Raw genomic sequence first — 14172 nt, 5'->3', positions numbered from 1 at the left:
CCCCCGGCGGGGAGATCGGCGGCTCGCCAGGAGAGCCACCGATGACACGTGGCGTCCGGCGTCCCCGATGCCGGGCCGTTCACGAATGACCTGAGGGTCCGAGAACTCCGCATGCCGGGTCGAACAGGCCCCCCGCCGCCTCATCGTCGGCGGTGTCCGGTTCAGCACGCATCTTCCAGAGTGTGGACATGCCGATCATCGTGGACGGGTCCGGCCGGGCGCGCATCTTCCTAAGTGCGGAGATGCGACCGGTTTTTCCGGGGAACCCCAAGGAGCAGGCGAGCAGCGGGGATATGGAATCCGCCGAGCCCCAGCGCGGCGGCCAGGCAGGCCACGGGGATCGCCGGCAGCACGTAGCGGTGGTCGAAGTCCAGTGCGGCGACGGGCGCGACGAGCAGGAACACGGCCGTCGCCCATGGCAGCAGCGCAGCACGCCGCCTGCCGATCGAGCCGAGGCCGCCCACCAGCAGGATGACGCCGAACAACGGGCCGTGCAGCACGCCGGGAAGGACGTAGGCGGCGAGCAGGTTCCCGTACGGGTCGACGGAGGACATGCCGCGAATGCCACCGTCGTACTCGCCGCGCACCTTGTCGATCAGCGGGAACGCGGGCAGCCGCCACGAACCGTGGGGGAACGTCAGCGCGGGCGAGACGCGCAGGGGGTGGCGCACCGGGGTCCACGCGAAGGCGAGCGAAGTGTCGTGGACGACCGCGCCGAGGTAGTCCAGCGGCTGCGCGGCGATGGCACGCAGCGCGAAGGAACGGGCCAGGTCGTTGTGCGCGAAGCGGCCGCCCGGCAGCCGGTTCAGCGAGGCGCCCGCGGCCCATACGTACTCGGAGGCCGCGTCGACCACGGTGCCGTTCGGGCAGAGCTTCGCCTCCTCGGCCGGGGGTTTGATCACCGAGCAGTCGGCGAACGTCATCGTGCGAGCCCACAGCGCCACGCCGTCCGAGCCGCTGAGCGCGAACCTGCCGTGATGCGCGTGGTACCAGCCCGCGTAGGCGGCGAGGGGCAGCAGCCCGGCTAGGGCGAGCGCGATCACCTGCCGGCGGCCGGCCCGCTGGATGAGCAGCTGGACCAGTACGAGACCGAGCAGCGGCACCGCGACCGTACGGGTGAGCCCGGCCAGCGCCAGCAGCAGGCCCACCGCCGCGCAGGCGCGCACCGACGGCCTGGCCCGCCACAGCAGGACGGTCAGCGCGGCCACGATGAGGAAGGTGACCTGGGTGTCGGACAGCACGGCGTGTTCCAGCCTGAGGAACGCCGGGTTGAACAGCACGGGCAGGGTGGCCAGCGTCGCCCCCCACCCGGGAAGCGACCGGCGGCGGAGCACCCAGTAGATCATCAAGCTCATGCCGAGTCCCATGACGTGCTGCACGCCCGCCACGAGTTCGACGCTGTGGAACGGCAGGAGCAGCCTCAGGAAGAAGGAGTACCCGGCGGGGTGGAACGCCCCGGAGGGCTGGAGGTGGACGGCGGTGTCCAGGTAGGTGAAGGAGTCGTACCAGTAGAGCTGGGCGGTGTCGTAGCCGAGCATGACGAGGCAGCGAAGCGCCGCCGCGAGCACGATCACGATGACGAAGATCCCGTGGCCGGTGACGAGGAGCCGGCGCGGTAAGGACGGACGCTCCACGGTGTGGACGGCCGGGACGCCGGTGGCGGAAACGAGCATGGTGAAGCCCCCGATCGGGCGCCGGGCGGTTCCCGGCGGGGTGAGGGCAGTCCAGCGATTGATCGATAACCTTGGCGTGACCGAATCCGGTTATGTCCGCGTTATGCGGCTTCTGGCACGCTGACGCGATCCGAAGATCCGGGGGAGCCGCCGTGCGGGTACTGGTCGCCGAGGACGAGCGCATGCTCGCCGACTCCATACGCGAGGGGTTGCGTGGCGAGGCGCTCGCCGTCGACGTCGCCTACGACGGCGAGTCGGCGCTGGAGCGGCTCCGCGTCCACGACTACGACGTGCTCATCCTGGACCGCGATCTGCCGGGCGTGCACGGTGACGACGTGTGCAGGGCCCTGGTGGCCGACGGGGCGCTGGTACGCGTCATCATGCTCACCGCGTCAGGCGACGTGCGCTCCCGAGTGGAGGGCCTGTCCCTCGGCGCCGACGACTACCTGCCCAAGCCGTTCGCCTTCGAGGAGCTCGTCGCCCGCGTCCACGCGCTGGGCCGCCGGGTACGTCCGGCCGACCCCCCGATGCTGGAACGGGCCGGCATCCGCCTGGACTGGGCGCACCGGCAGGTGTTCAGGGACGGCCGCTACGTGCCGCTCGCCCGCAAGGAGTTCGGCGTACTGGCCGAGCTGCTGCGCGCCGATGGGGCGGTGGTCTCCGCCGAGACGCTGCTGGAGAAGGTGTGGGACGAGCACATCGACCCGTTCACCAACACCGTGAGGACGACGATGATGAAACTCCGACGCAAGATCGGCGAGCCGGCGGTCATCGAGACCGTCACCGGGGCCGGGTACCGCATCCCATGAAGAACAACGTGCGGCTGCGCTTCGCCCTCGCCTGCGGCGGGGTGTTCCTCCTCGCGGGCGCGGTGCTGCTGGTCGCGGTCTTCTTGGTCGTCCGGCAGAGCCTGGAACCCCGTGACGGGCTGCGCCAGCCCAAGGCCATCACGGTCGCGGGCACGACGTACCGGCCCGCGCCCACCCAGGAGGACGCCTTGAAGGCCTTCTACTCGTCGGGCGGTACCGATGTGTACTACGTGGCCCAGCAGCGGGTCGCGCAGGTCAGGCGGATCTACCAGCGCGACACCATCAAGAACGTGCTCACCGTGGGCGGCCTCGGGGTCGTGGCGGCCGCCGCCATCGCCACCGCGATCGGCTGGCGGGCCGCCGGATGGGTGATCCGCCCCGTCAGGTCGGTGAGTGAGAGCGCACGGCGCATCGCGCAGAGCCACGACCTCGCCGAACGCATCGCCCATGACGGGCCGGAGGACGAGATCAAGGATCTCGCCGACAGCGTCGACGGCATCCTCGGCCGGCTGGCCCGCTCGTACGACGGCCAGCGGCGCTTCATCGCCAACGCCTCGCACGAGCTGCGCACCCCGCTCACCATCAACCGCACCCTCGTGGACGTGGCGGTCCGCCGGCCCGACGCGACCGAGGACGTCAGGCGCCTCGGCGAGTCCCTTCTGGTGGTCAACACCAGGCACGAGCGGCTGATCGACGCGCTGCTCACGCTGTCGGAAGGCGAGCGGACGGTTCTCGACCGGCGCCCCTTCGACCTGGCCGACGTGGTCGAGCACGTGCTGGACCTGGCGGCCAAGGAAGCGGGGGAGAACGAGGTGACCATCCACCGGCTGCTGGATCCCGCGCCGACCGCCGGTGAGGCGGTGCTGGTCGAGCGGCTCGCGCAGAACCTCGTGGAGAACGCCATACGGCACAACCACCCCGGCGGCGAGGTGTGGGTCTCCACCCGGCAGCGGGCCGACCGGGTGGAACTGATGGTGGCGAACAGCGGGCTCCCCGTGCCTTCCTACGAGATCGAGATGATCTTCGAGCCGTTCCGGCGGCTGCACGGCGACCGGCTGCGCTCCGACCGCGGCAGCGGCCTCGGGTTGTCGATCGTCAAGGTCGTGGCGGAGGCCCACAGCGGGACGGTCACCGCCAGTCCTCGCGAGGAGGGCGGCCTCACCATCGCCGTCGAGCTACCGCGCGAGCAACCGTGAGCCCTGCCCGGTCACGGGTTCGGCCTCCCGGAGTCGTGTCGCGCCTGCCTTGACAGCGTTCCCGGGTTCGGGCTTCATATAAACCAGGCCGCCATTCGCGACTACATTGCCCAAGCCGTGAAGCTGGACGGAGCACAGGCATAAACTAAACGATCAACTCCTGCAACCACGCGGTGATAATGCTGAGACGATCGCCGGAAACGATCGGTTCATGAGAAGATCGAAAATTGTACTGACGACAGCCGTCCTTCTGGCGACTGCGGCACACGGTGGAACCGCGCAGGCGGCGTCCGATGGCGAACCTCTCACCTCCGTCATCAGCGCGATCAAACGCCAATTCGCCAAGAAAAGCAGTGTTCACGTGTCCATCAAGACGCGCGAAGATTTTTCCGGCGCCAAGAGCACGGCCGACACGCACGGCGTATATCGTTTCACCCGCTCGGGCGTATTCGCTTCCGACAGCACAGAGATCGACAAGGATCCGGTGTCCCCCGGCCGATTCCGCATGATCAACATAGGCCGGGACAGCTACACGCAGAGCACGGACTACTCGCTGTTGCCCAAGGGTAAGAAATGGACCCATTGGCGGAACGCGGATGGCTTCCTGTGGGCGAAGGACCTGATCGACGGGCTCAACCCGGCCTTTCTCACGCATGTCGCCTCTCGGCAAGTGGTCCGCTCTGCCGGCGGAACCGTCGATGGGGTGAACACGACGCTCTATTCCGGGACCGTGACCGTTCCCGAGCTCGGGACAAGGCAGGCTGGAACCACCTTCGACCTCAAGGAAGGGCGCGCGGCGGGCGGTCAGGTCAAATGGAAACTCTGGGCCGGACCGGACAGCCTGCCGCGACGTTTCCACGCCGCGATATCATTCGAGCCCGTCGGAGAGGAAAAGAAGGGCTGGAGCATAGTAGCGAATATGCTCTACAAGCAGTGGGGGCATTCCGTGAAGATCACCGCTCCGCCCAAGAACCTCACCGTAGAAGCCGGCTGACGACAAGGCCGTCCATTTCGGCGGACGCGGCGGACGACCCACGACGCTTCCAAGCCATGGCTCACCCCGCGTGTTCAGGTTTCGAGAGTGGTGAGGTCTTCGGGGGTCAGGTGGATCCCGCTTGCGGTCGTGTTCTCCTCCAGATGGGCGAGTGAGCCGGTGCCGGGGATGGCGAGCATCGCGGGGGAGGCCGCCAGGAGCCAGGCGAGGGCCACCTGGGCGGCGGTCGCCTGGTGACGAGCGGTCACCTCTGCCATCCGAGCCGGGTCGATCGGACGGTGGCCGCCGCCGAGCGGGAAGAACGGCACGTACGCGATCCCCTCCTTCTCGCACTGCCGCAGCAGCTCGGCGTCACCCCGGTCCTGCACGTGGAAGGTGTTCTGCACGGCCGCCACCGGAGCGATCGCCCGCGCCTCGGCCAACTGGGCGGCATCGACGTTGCTGACACCCAGATGCCGGATCAGCCCCTCGGCGCGCAGCTCGGCCAGGGCCGCGTACCGGTCGGCGATCGACTCGCCGCCGGGGTCCATCATGCCGCCCACCCGCAGGTAGACGAGGTCGAGCCGGTCGACGCCAAGGGTGCGCAGGTTGTCCTCGACCAGGCCCCGCAGCTGGTGCGGGCCGGCCTGGCCGCTCGGGGGTCCGTCGTCGCCCATCAACGGCCCGACCTTCGTCGCGATGACCAGGTCCTCCCCGTACGGGGCGAGCGCCGTCCGGATGAGCTCGTTGGCGACGACTCCGCCTCTTCGGTAGAACCACGCTGTATCGATGTGGTTGACGCCCAGTTCGACCGCGCGGCGGAGCACGGCGATGCCCGTCTCGGGGTCGCGGGCGGGCCCCCGGAAAGTGCCGGTCGGAAGCCGCATGGCTCCGAAACCGAGCCGGTGGACGGGGAGATCTCCGCCGAGGAGGAATCGTCCCGACAGGGCCGCGGGGGTGGCAGAACCTGAATATGTCATGTCGCTCAGCCTTCTCGCATTCGCGCGGCGGCCCAAGGCGATGGCAGCTAGCTGCCACCACCCGCACCATGGCGGTGATAATGAATGAGTGACTACTGAGCAGGTCAGCACCGTCCGCGGTGACGCCGAGCTCGTCGCCCGGGCCGGTCACCTGTTCGCCGGCGCCCAGCACGAGTTCGTGTGCGCGGCGCGCGACCTGAGCACGTGGTCGCAGCCCGCGGCGCGACAGGCGATCCAGGACCGGATGCGCGCGGGCGGCGAAGCCGGCTTCGCGGTGAAGAAGCTCCTCAGCCCGGCCGCCCTGGCCGACGAGGCGGCACGGCGGCACCTTCGCGAGGTCACGGCGAAGGGCGCCCAAGTGCGGATCAGCTCCACACGGCTTCCCCACGAGACGATCGTCATCGACCGGCGGGTGATGATCCTGGCAGGCCGTGACGCGCCGGGCCTGCGCGAGTTCACCGTGACCACCTCGCCCGCACTGGTCGGCGGCGTGTACGCGCTGTTCCAGGCGGCCTGGGAGGCCGCCACCGACTTCGCCGCCTACCTCGGCGGAGACGTGCCGCACCTCGACGCGGACGGCCTGGCCGTCCTGCGCGCCCTCGGCGCGGGGCACACCGACGAGACCGCGGCCAGACTGCTCGGCCTCTCGCTGCGCACGTACCGCAGGCGGGTCGCCGAGCTGATGGCCAAGCTGGAGGCCGACTCCCGATTCCAGGCCGGGCTGCGCGCGGGCGAGCTCGGGCTCACCGGGGAGTCGGCGGTGAGCCGCTGATGTGCCGGCCGATCGCCGCACAGTTGGCTGAGCGGGGGCATGCCGGCGTCCCCTGTGGAGATCGCCCTGTCTCTGCTACCGTGGCGCACATGAAGCGCGCTGCTATGACGACGACGCCGGAGAGTGTCCCGGCGCGCTGACAGATGACTTAGTCCGAAGCCCCGGGGCGAGTGCCCCGGGGCTTCGCCGTGTGGTCACTCGCCTCACATCCGCGAGGAGACCACGATGCACGATCACCGCAAGCTCGGCCGCGAGTTGGGTCTGTTCGATTCCGACCCTCTGATCGGCGCCGGGCTGCCGTACTGGTTGCCCGACGGTGCGACCGTCCGGCACACCCTGGAGGAGTACATCCGCGAGGCCGAGCGCCGGGCGGGCTACCAGCATGTGTACTCGCCCGTGCTGGGCAAGCGGGAGCTGTACGAGATCTCCGGGCACTGGTCCCACTACAGCGACGACATGTTCCCCCCGATGGATCTCGGAGGAGAGCAGGTGGTCCTGCGGCCGAGCCTGTGCCCGCACCACGCGCTGATGTACCGCTCCCGCGCCCACAGCTACCGCGAACTGCCCCTGCGGATGGCCGAACTGGGAGGCATGTACCGCTCCGAGTTGTCAGGGGTGCTAGGCGGGCTGACCCGCGTACGGGCGATCCAGCTCAATGACGCGCACATCTTCTGCACCCTGGACCAGGTGGCCGACGAGACCCGGGCGGCGCTGGAGCTGATCCGCCGGGCGTACGGCGCTCTCGGCATCCGCGCGGCCCGCTACCGGCTCTCCCTGCCGGGACCGGGCGGCAAGTACGTCGCCGCCCCCGAGATGTGGGAGCGGGCCACTGCCCTGCTGACCGACGTCCTCGACCACTCCGGCGTGGCGTACGAGGCCGCGGAAGGGGAGGCGGCGTTCTACGGTCCGAAGATCGACGTGCAGATCGCCGACAGCGCCGGCCGTGAGGCCACCTTGTCCACCGTCCAGGTCGACTTCCACCAGCCCGAGCAGTTCGATCTGCACTACATCGGCCAGGACGGCGCGAAACACCGGCCGGTCATGGTGCACCGCAGCATCATCGGCAGCGTGGAGCGGGCCGTGGCGCACCTCATCGAGCAGCACGGCGGCGCCTTTCCCGCCTGGCTCGCCCCCACCCAGATCGTGGTGCTCCCGATCTCCGAGGCCGAGATGCCGCAGGCCGCCGAGCTCGTACGACGATGCCTCGACCAGGGGCTGCGGGCCGAGATCGCCGGGCCGGAGCACGGCACCCTGGGCGCCCGCATCCGAGCGGCCCGGCTCGTGCCCTACCAGGCCGTGATCGGCGCCAAGGAGGCCGCCGACGACCAGGTCGCCCTGCGTCTGCGTGACGGACGGCGCCTGGACGTCCTGCCCGCCTCCGAGGTCCTGACCCGCATCGGCGCGCTGGTCGGCGCGCACAGTACCGATCTGTGGGACTCCGACGCCCATGCGTAGAACGGCAGGCCGGGAGCCGGTGTCGTAGTCACGGCTGGGCGTGGGTGGAGCGTGCGACGGCTTCGGTGAGGGCCGCGACGTGGGCGGCGAGCGCTTCGACCAGGGCCGGTGGGCTCCTGACGGCGAATCGCCAGGGCAGGCCAGTGAGGATCCGGGCCATCGCCGGCAGGTCCTCTGCCCCGCTGACCAGCGACACCCCGCCCTCTGGGCACGGTCGCAGCTCGCCGAAGGTGGCTGGCAACCGTGCCCGGGCGGAGGCCAGGTCGGTGTCCAGCCAGACTTCGGTGCGGTGGGTCCATGCGCCGAGCGTCAGTGACCGCCGGACGTACGCCACCGGGTCGAACCCGTCAGGTGGGACGAACCGGCGTGGCAGCTCGGCGGCGTCGGTGATGTTGTCCAGGCGGAACATGCGGGTGTCGTCGCGCAGGTGGTCGTGGCCCACCAGGTACCAGCGGCGCGTATGCACGACGAGCCCATATGGGTCCACATCGCGGACGCCCCGGGTGTGCTCGATGCGGACGGTGTGGCGCGCCCGTACGGCCGCGCCCAGCGTCAGCGCCAGTTCCGGCTCTGGTGTCAGCGCGCCCGTGGCGGTCATCGAGGTCGCTGCGACGAGTGCCTTGACGCGTTCACGCAGCGCGACGGGCAGCACGCGGGTGAGCTTGACGAGCGCGCGGTCGGTCGCGGTGGGTTCACCGGCGTCCGCGCGCTCCCCCGCGGCGGCCAGCGCGACCGCCACGGCGACCGCCTCCTCGTTGGCGAGCATCAGCGGGGGCAGCCGGTAGCCGCCGGCGAGCCGGTAACCGCCGTAACGCCCGCGAACCGACTCGACCGGGATGTCCAGATTCTGCAGGGCGGTGATGTAGCGGCGAACCGCTCGTGCGTCCACCTCGAGCCGTCTGGCGAGCTCGTCGGCGGACACCAGCCCGCGGTCCTGCAGGACCTCGAGCAGCGCCAGGATGCGGGTCGCCGGACGAGACATGCATCACATGTTAATCAGGGCAAATAACGTCCACAATCATTCCTAGCCTGGCTTCCATCGAAGCTCGAACGAAGGAAGCCATGTCCACCATTGTTCTTGTCGGCGGCTCGTTTCTCGGCGCCTGGTCGTGGGAGCGGGTCACGCCGGTGCTCACCGCGGCCGGCCACGATGTCCATCCGCTGACGCTCACAGGTTTCGGCGACCGCGCGCACCTCGGCTCGGAGACGACAACGCACGTCCTCGACATCACAGCCGCCATTGAGGTCGCGGGGCTGCGTCACGTCGTGCTCGTCGCGCACTCCTACGGCGGTGCCCCGGCCACGATCGCCGCCGCCGGGATCCCCGACCGCATCGCCCGCATCGTCTACGTCGCCGCCGTCCTCCCGCAGGCGGGCAAGACGCTGTTCGACACCACCCCGCCGGGCGTCGAAGAGGCGATCACGCATACCGTCGAAGACGGGCGGATACCGGTGATGAGCGACGAGGTCCTCGATTTCAACTTCGGCCGCCATGGACTCACCCCCGAGGATCGGGCGTGGCTGCGGGCCCGGGGAGTCGGTCAGCCGATCAACACCTACCGTGACCCGGCACCGGCCGACCTCAGCGCGGTGGAAGGGCTCCCCCGCACCCACATCGTGTGCACGGGAGATCCCGGCGATCCGGCCGTTCCCTCCGGCCATGACCTGGTCACCATCGACACCGGGCACTGGCCGATGATCACCAAGCCGGTGGAGCTGGCCCGGCTGATCGACAAGGCCGCGCGGTCGTGATGCGGCCGTTCCAGGTGGACATCCCGCAATCCCGCCTTCGCCGCTCCGCGCGGAGGCCGTGGTGGTGTGGCTACACGGGAGCGGGGGACGGGACGGTGACCGCCTGGAGAAGCCGGCGAAGGGCCGGCAGGTCGCCCGTAGCGGTGACGCTCCCGTCGGACAGGGCGGCGTCGAGCGTGGACGGGTCGTCGAGCAGGGCGTTCAGCTGCTCGGGGTCGGCGCGAAGGGAGGCGTCCGCCCTGGTGGGTTCGCCGGGCTCGACGTACACCTGACCGGCCGCCGTCCGGACGGTCCATATGCGCTCGTCGAGCTGGACACGGTAGATGGTGTCCGGCGCCTTGGGGTCAGGGTGCGCTGAGCCTCGCAGAAACAGCAGGACCGAGGTGGCGGTGAGCGTGGTCGGCGCGGGCGGGAGCGGGACCTGAAGACCCCAGCCGCCCAGGGCGAGCACTATGGGTTCCAGCTCCCGGCCCCAGTCGGTCAGTTCGTACACCCATGAACCGGCCGGCGGCGCCAGTTTGCGGCGGCGGACCACGCCGCGGCCTTCCAGCTCGCGAAGCCGGTCGGCGACCAGGTTCGAGCTCGCGCCGGACAGGGCGCGGCGCACGTCGGAGAAGCGTTGCGGTCCGAGGAACAGCTCCCGGACGACCAGCAGGGCCCAGCGTTCCCCGACGACGTCGAGGGCCCGGGCGATCCCGCAGGCGTCCCCGTAGCTACGGCTCGTTGGCATGACCATCTCCCTCCTCACAGTGATGCTAACGTACAAGTAGCCAGTTGTTTTTAACAACCAGTATCACTAGGGTGATGGCGTCCAGCCAAAGCACGGCCGGCGCCGGCACTCGCGGCGCGGAAAGGACAGCCATGGGACACCCGGTTGTGCACTTCGAGATCATCGGGAGCGACCCGGCGAAGCTCCGTAGCTACTACGGCGACCTGTTCGGGTGGGAGTTCGACACGAGCGGGCCGGTCTCAGAGGAGGTCTCCCAGCCGGGCGAGTACGGGTTCGTGGAGCCCGGCACGATCGGCGGGGTCGGAATCCCGGGCGGCGTCGGCGGAGGCAAGGGCTACGAGGGTCACGTCGTCTTCTACGTCGGCGTTCCCGATGTAGAGGCCGCGCTCCAGAGGGCCGAGAGCCTCGGGGGCAAGCGTCGGATGGGCCCCGACCGCGCTCCGGGGACGACCCTCGTGGTCGGCCACTTCACCGACCCCGAGGGCCACTTGATCGGCGTCGCCGGTATGGCGTAGCCGTGCTATCCCGCCATCCGCTGGTTGTCGATCAGAAGACGCAGCACAGCCTCAGGGTCTTCAATGTGCGGATCATGGCCGGTCGGCAGCGACGCTTCACGGACCAAGGGCGACTCGCGGACGACCGCCTTGAGCCGCCGCTCTGTCCAGACGCAATAGGCGCGCCAGGCGGGAACGAGGTGCTCGGGGAACATGCCCGCGAAGGACATCGCGTCACCGCTGACGACAAGGAGCGGGCAACGCGCGGCGCGATAGGCGGCGAAGAGGTCCAGGGCGTCAATCGCCCTCATGACCTGAAGGAACGACTCGGGGAGCCCTTGGCCCATCTCGCCCAGGAACGCCGTCATCTCCTGACACGCCCGCGCCGCCGAGACCTCATCCAGGCCGAAGAACTGGTCAGGACGCGTCGGGTTGCCGTGACCATCGAGGTTGACCGCGAGCGGGCACTCCGGATGCTCACCGGCCCACAGCGCGGCGACCATCCCGCCCAGAGAATGTCCGACGACCAGAGGACGGCGAAGTCCGAACCCCTCGACGACGACGGCGACGTCCACCAGCGCTTCCCGCCAGGTCCACGGCGCGTCACCCGACTCTCCATGGCCACGTAGGTCCATCGCCACCGGCCGGAACCCGTTGTCCAGGAGAAGCCCCGCGAAGGCATCCCAATCGCCGCGCGTCCGCCCGCCACCATGCAGGAGGAGAACGTCCTCACCACGCCCACCATGGTCCTCGGCCGAGATCGGAAGATCACCGATCACAAGCTTCCTGGCAGCACCCAATTCACCCACCACCTTCTTTCGCACGGCGCCCCTTCCTAACAGCCAGGCCCAGCAGCCGCTACAGCTTTTCTCGCTGTCGGCGACGTACGTCAACAGCCGTTCAACGGCCCTGATACGTCGACAGCAGAGCAGGGGCCCGGCTGGTACCGAGATTGGGCAGTAATGGCGGAACGGAGCATGACATGGCAGGCGACGACGACATGTCCGGGTGATCCCAGACCTCATCGCCATCGGTGATGCGCCCATCGCGTGACCGCCGACCGCTGGCTGCGACTGTCCGAGGGACGCCTGCTCGAAACGAGCGCCCCCGGTGAAGGCGGGCGCTCATAACCGGCCTTACATCGGGTGCCGGTCAGTCGCGTGAGGATGTGGCGAGCATGCCGAGGGAGGCTTGCCACAGGCGTGTGGCGGCGCCGGGGTCGAGGGCGTGGTCGGCGACGCCGTTGTACGTCCCCGGCACGTGGCGATGCGCTTGGTTACACTCCTCGAAGTACCGGCCGCCTACGCCTTCGAGCAGCGGTGAGGTCGCGAGCAGCACGGACGTGGCCGCGCCCTGTTGAGGCGTCTTGAACACGTAGCCGGAGGCCACCGCCGTGTCCAGTTCCTCCTGGCTCATGTGCCGGGTCAGGTTCGTCAGGATCGCCCCGGGGTGCGCGGCGTTGACGGTGATGCCGTCGCCGGCCCAGCGCCTGTTCGCCTCGACCGCGAACAGGACGTTGGCCGTCTTCGACTGGCTGTAGGCGATCTCGGGGTCGTACGCGCGCACCCGGAAGTGGATGTCGTCGAAGTCCACCGCGACCCGCAGATGCCCGACCGAACTGAGCGATACGACGCGGGCCCGGCCGGCTGCCGCGAGTGCCGGGTGCAGCCCTGTGGCGAGCGCGAAGTGACCGAGGTGGTTGGTGGCGAACTGCAGCTCCCAGCCCTCCGGCGTACGCATCTCGGGCGTCCTCATCACCCCGGCGTTGTTGACGAGGATGTGCAGGGGACCGTCCCACGCGGCGGTGAAGGCCGCGACGGATCTCTGGTCGGCGAGATCCAGCGGCGCGACCAAAACATGCTTGTTGCCGGCGCCCGCGCTGATGTCCCCGGCGACGTGCTCGCCGGCCTGGACGTCGCGTACCGCCAGCGTCACCTCCGCCCCGGCGCCGGCAAGCGCACGGGCGGTCTCGACACCGATGCCGGATGCGGCGCCGGTCACGATGGCACGGCGACCGGTGAGGTCAACGCCGTTCACCACCTCGGCGGCGGTGGACTGAGCGGTGAACGGCGTGGTGATGAGGGTCGGTTCGGTCATGGGTCTGCCCTTCTGTGTCATGCCCCGGCCCGAAGGCCAACGGCGGGGACGGGGACGGGGGGCGGGAGCGCCGAGCGGGCGGGCTGCGACACCGCTTCACACCCGGCCTCCTCGGAGGCTCCAGGTGGCGCTTCTCCAGCTAACCACCGGCACGGCCTCCCCCCGGCACGGTGAAGGAGGCCTGCTCTACCAGGGGTCCGACCGACCGGGGGTCCAGCAGTACCCCTCACGGGCAACGGCGCGCCACCACCTCTCGCTTAGCCTGGAGAGCATGAGCGACCACTCCTCCGGCGCCGGGAGCAACACGGAGCTCCGGGAGTTCCTGCGCTCGCGCCGGGCCAGGATCACCCCCGAGGAAGCGGGCCTCCCCCCGCAGCCGGGCACCCGCCGGGTTCCCGGCCTGCGCCGCGAGGAGGTCGCCCAGCTCGCCGGGGTGAGCGTGGACTATTACGTACGCCTGGAGCGCGGACGCAACGTGAACGCCTCCGAGAGCGTGCTCGACGCGCTCGCCCATGCGCTGCATCTGAACGAGACCGAGCGCGGCCACCTCTTCGCCGTGGCCAAGCCCACCCGCAGGCAGAGCCGCCCGCTGCCGCCTCAGCAGGTGCGGCCAGGTCTGTACCGGGTTCTGGAGACCATGCCCGACGCCCCCGCCATGGTCCTCGGCCGCCGCATGGACGTCCTGGCCAGCAACCCCCTGGCCCGAGCGCTCTTCACCGACTTCGACGCGCTGCCGCACCGTGAGCGGAACATGCTCCGCTACCTCTTCCTCGACGAGGCCGCGCGTGAGCTGTACGTCGACTGGGTGGGGGCTGCCCGCGGTGCCGTCGCCGCCCTGTACCTCTACGCCGGCCGCTACCCCCACGACCCCCGGCTCGCCGAGCTGATCGGTGATCTTTCCCTCAGGGACGAGGACTTCCGCCGCTGGTGGGCCGACCACAACGTTCTCCGCCGCACCCACGGCGTCAAGCGCTACCACCACCCCCTGGTCGGCGACCTCACCCTGGGGTACGAGGCCCTCACCCCCGCCGGCGACCCCGACCAGACCCTCGGCCTCCACACCGCCGCACGCGGTTCCCCGTCCGAACAGGCCCTCCGCCTCCTGGCCAGCTGGACCAGCGAACCACCCCAACCCACCACCATTCCCCCAAACCGACCGGCCGCGTCCGAGGAACGTTAGACGTCGTGCAGGGAGCTGATCCGATCAACCAGGCTTGTGGATATGTCGCATTCGTGGCTTC

At 69.8% G+C, this 14172-nt stretch carries 14 protein-coding genes; 8 read left to right on the top strand and 6 right to left on the bottom strand.

Annotation, left to right across the window (positions count from 1 at the left end; translation table 11 throughout):
• Positions 1 to 230: 230 nt before the first annotated feature.
• Complete coding sequence (locus tag OG589_RS41410; RefSeq protein WP_405144232.1) at positions 231 to 1673, bottom strand: hypothetical protein; 1443 nt, start codon at positions 1671 to 1673, stop codon at positions 231 to 233.
• Positions 1674 to 1825: 152 nt separating this feature from the next.
• On the opposite strand from OG589_RS41410, the gene OG589_RS41405 reads away from it, so the two are divergent.
• From OG589_RS41405 to OG589_RS41395, 3 genes are all read left to right on the top strand, one after another.
• Positions 1826 to 2482 (top strand): response regulator transcription factor, encoded by a 657-nt coding sequence (locus tag OG589_RS41405; RefSeq protein ID WP_405144230.1) that lies wholly within the window; start codon positions 1826 to 1828, stop codon positions 2480 to 2482.
• Positions 2479 to 3678: a sensor histidine kinase gene (locus tag OG589_RS41400; protein WP_405144228.1), complete on the top strand. Its 1200-nt coding sequence runs from the start codon at positions 2479 to 2481 to the stop codon at positions 3676 to 3678. Before OG589_RS41405 ends, OG589_RS41400 begins: the two co-directional genes overlap by 4 nt.
• Before the next feature lie 211 nt (positions 3679 to 3889).
• A complete protein-coding gene (locus OG589_RS41395) occupies positions 3890 to 4672 on the top strand; it encodes a hypothetical protein (protein ID WP_405144226.1) in 783 nt (260 codons plus the stop codon).
• Between the two features lie 74 nt (positions 4673 to 4746).
• Here OG589_RS41395 and OG589_RS41390 read toward each other — a convergent pair whose 3' ends face one another.
• On the bottom strand, positions 4747 to 5631 hold the full coding sequence (locus OG589_RS41390) for an oxidoreductase (RefSeq protein WP_405144224.1): 885 nt from the start codon (positions 5629 to 5631) through the stop codon (positions 4747 to 4749).
• A gap of 88 nt (positions 5632 to 5719) precedes the next feature.
• Here OG589_RS41390 and OG589_RS41385 point away from each other — a divergent pair, with 88 nt between their 5' ends.
• Both OG589_RS41385 and thrS read left to right on the top strand, forming a co-directional pair.
• Entirely contained in the window at positions 5720 to 6403 is a 684-nt protein-coding gene (locus OG589_RS41385; RefSeq protein WP_405144222.1) for a DNA-binding response regulator, read from the top strand.
• A 207-nt stretch (positions 6404 to 6610) separates the two neighbouring features.
• On the top strand, positions 6611 to 7858 hold the full coding sequence (thrS, locus tag OG589_RS41380; RefSeq protein WP_405152224.1) for a threonine--tRNA ligase: 1248 nt from the start codon (positions 6611 to 6613) through the stop codon (positions 7856 to 7858).
• Positions 7859 to 7886: 28 nt separating this feature from the next.
• On the opposite strand, the gene OG589_RS41375 is transcribed toward thrS, so the two are convergent.
• Entirely contained in the window at positions 7887 to 8840 is a 954-nt protein-coding gene (locus OG589_RS41375) for a helix-turn-helix transcriptional regulator (protein WP_405144221.1), read from the bottom strand.
• Positions 8841 to 8920: 80 nt separating this feature from the next.
• Between OG589_RS41375 and OG589_RS41370 the strand changes: the two genes are divergently transcribed.
• Positions 8921 to 9610 (top strand): alpha/beta fold hydrolase, encoded by a 690-nt coding sequence (locus OG589_RS41370; protein WP_405144219.1) that lies wholly within the window; start codon positions 8921 to 8923, stop codon positions 9608 to 9610.
• A gap of 70 nt (positions 9611 to 9680) precedes the next feature.
• Here OG589_RS41370 and OG589_RS41365 read toward each other — a convergent pair whose 3' ends face one another.
• A complete protein-coding gene (locus OG589_RS41365) occupies positions 9681 to 10340 on the bottom strand; it encodes a winged helix-turn-helix transcriptional regulator (RefSeq protein WP_405144218.1) in 660 nt (219 codons plus the stop codon).
• 131 nt (positions 10341 to 10471) lie between these two features.
• On the opposite strand from OG589_RS41365, the gene OG589_RS41360 reads away from it, so the two are divergent.
• Positions 10472 to 10855: a VOC family protein gene (locus OG589_RS41360; protein ID WP_405144217.1), complete on the top strand. Its 384-nt coding sequence runs from the start codon at positions 10472 to 10474 to the stop codon at positions 10853 to 10855.
• Between the two features lie 5 nt (positions 10856 to 10860).
• On the opposite strand, the gene OG589_RS41355 is transcribed toward OG589_RS41360, so the two are convergent.
• Together OG589_RS41355 and OG589_RS41350 are read right to left on the bottom strand one after the other, a co-directional pair.
• On the bottom strand, positions 10861 to 11658 hold the full coding sequence (locus tag OG589_RS41355) for an alpha/beta fold hydrolase (RefSeq protein ID WP_405144216.1): 798 nt from the start codon (positions 11656 to 11658) through the stop codon (positions 10861 to 10863).
• Between the two features lie 328 nt (positions 11659 to 11986).
• The gene (locus OG589_RS41350) at positions 11987 to 12931 is read right to left on the bottom strand and encodes an SDR family NAD(P)-dependent oxidoreductase (protein ID WP_405144215.1); all 945 of its coding nucleotides are present in this window, start codon (positions 12929 to 12931) and stop codon (positions 11987 to 11989) included.
• Positions 12932 to 13202: 271 nt separating this feature from the next.
• Here OG589_RS41350 and OG589_RS41345 point away from each other — a divergent pair, with 271 nt between their 5' ends.
• Entirely contained in the window at positions 13203 to 14111 is a 909-nt protein-coding gene (locus tag OG589_RS41345; RefSeq protein ID WP_405144213.1) for a helix-turn-helix transcriptional regulator, read from the top strand.
• The last annotated feature ends 61 nt before the right edge of the window (positions 14112 to 14172 follow it).

Source organism: Sphaerisporangium sp. NBC_01403 (assembly GCF_045040145.1).
In the GTDB taxonomy this organism is placed as follows: domain Bacteria; phylum Actinomycetota; class Actinomycetes; order Streptosporangiales; family Streptosporangiaceae; genus Sphaerisporangium; species Sphaerisporangium viridialbum.
This window is presented reverse-complemented; position numbering and strand designations above follow the sequence as displayed.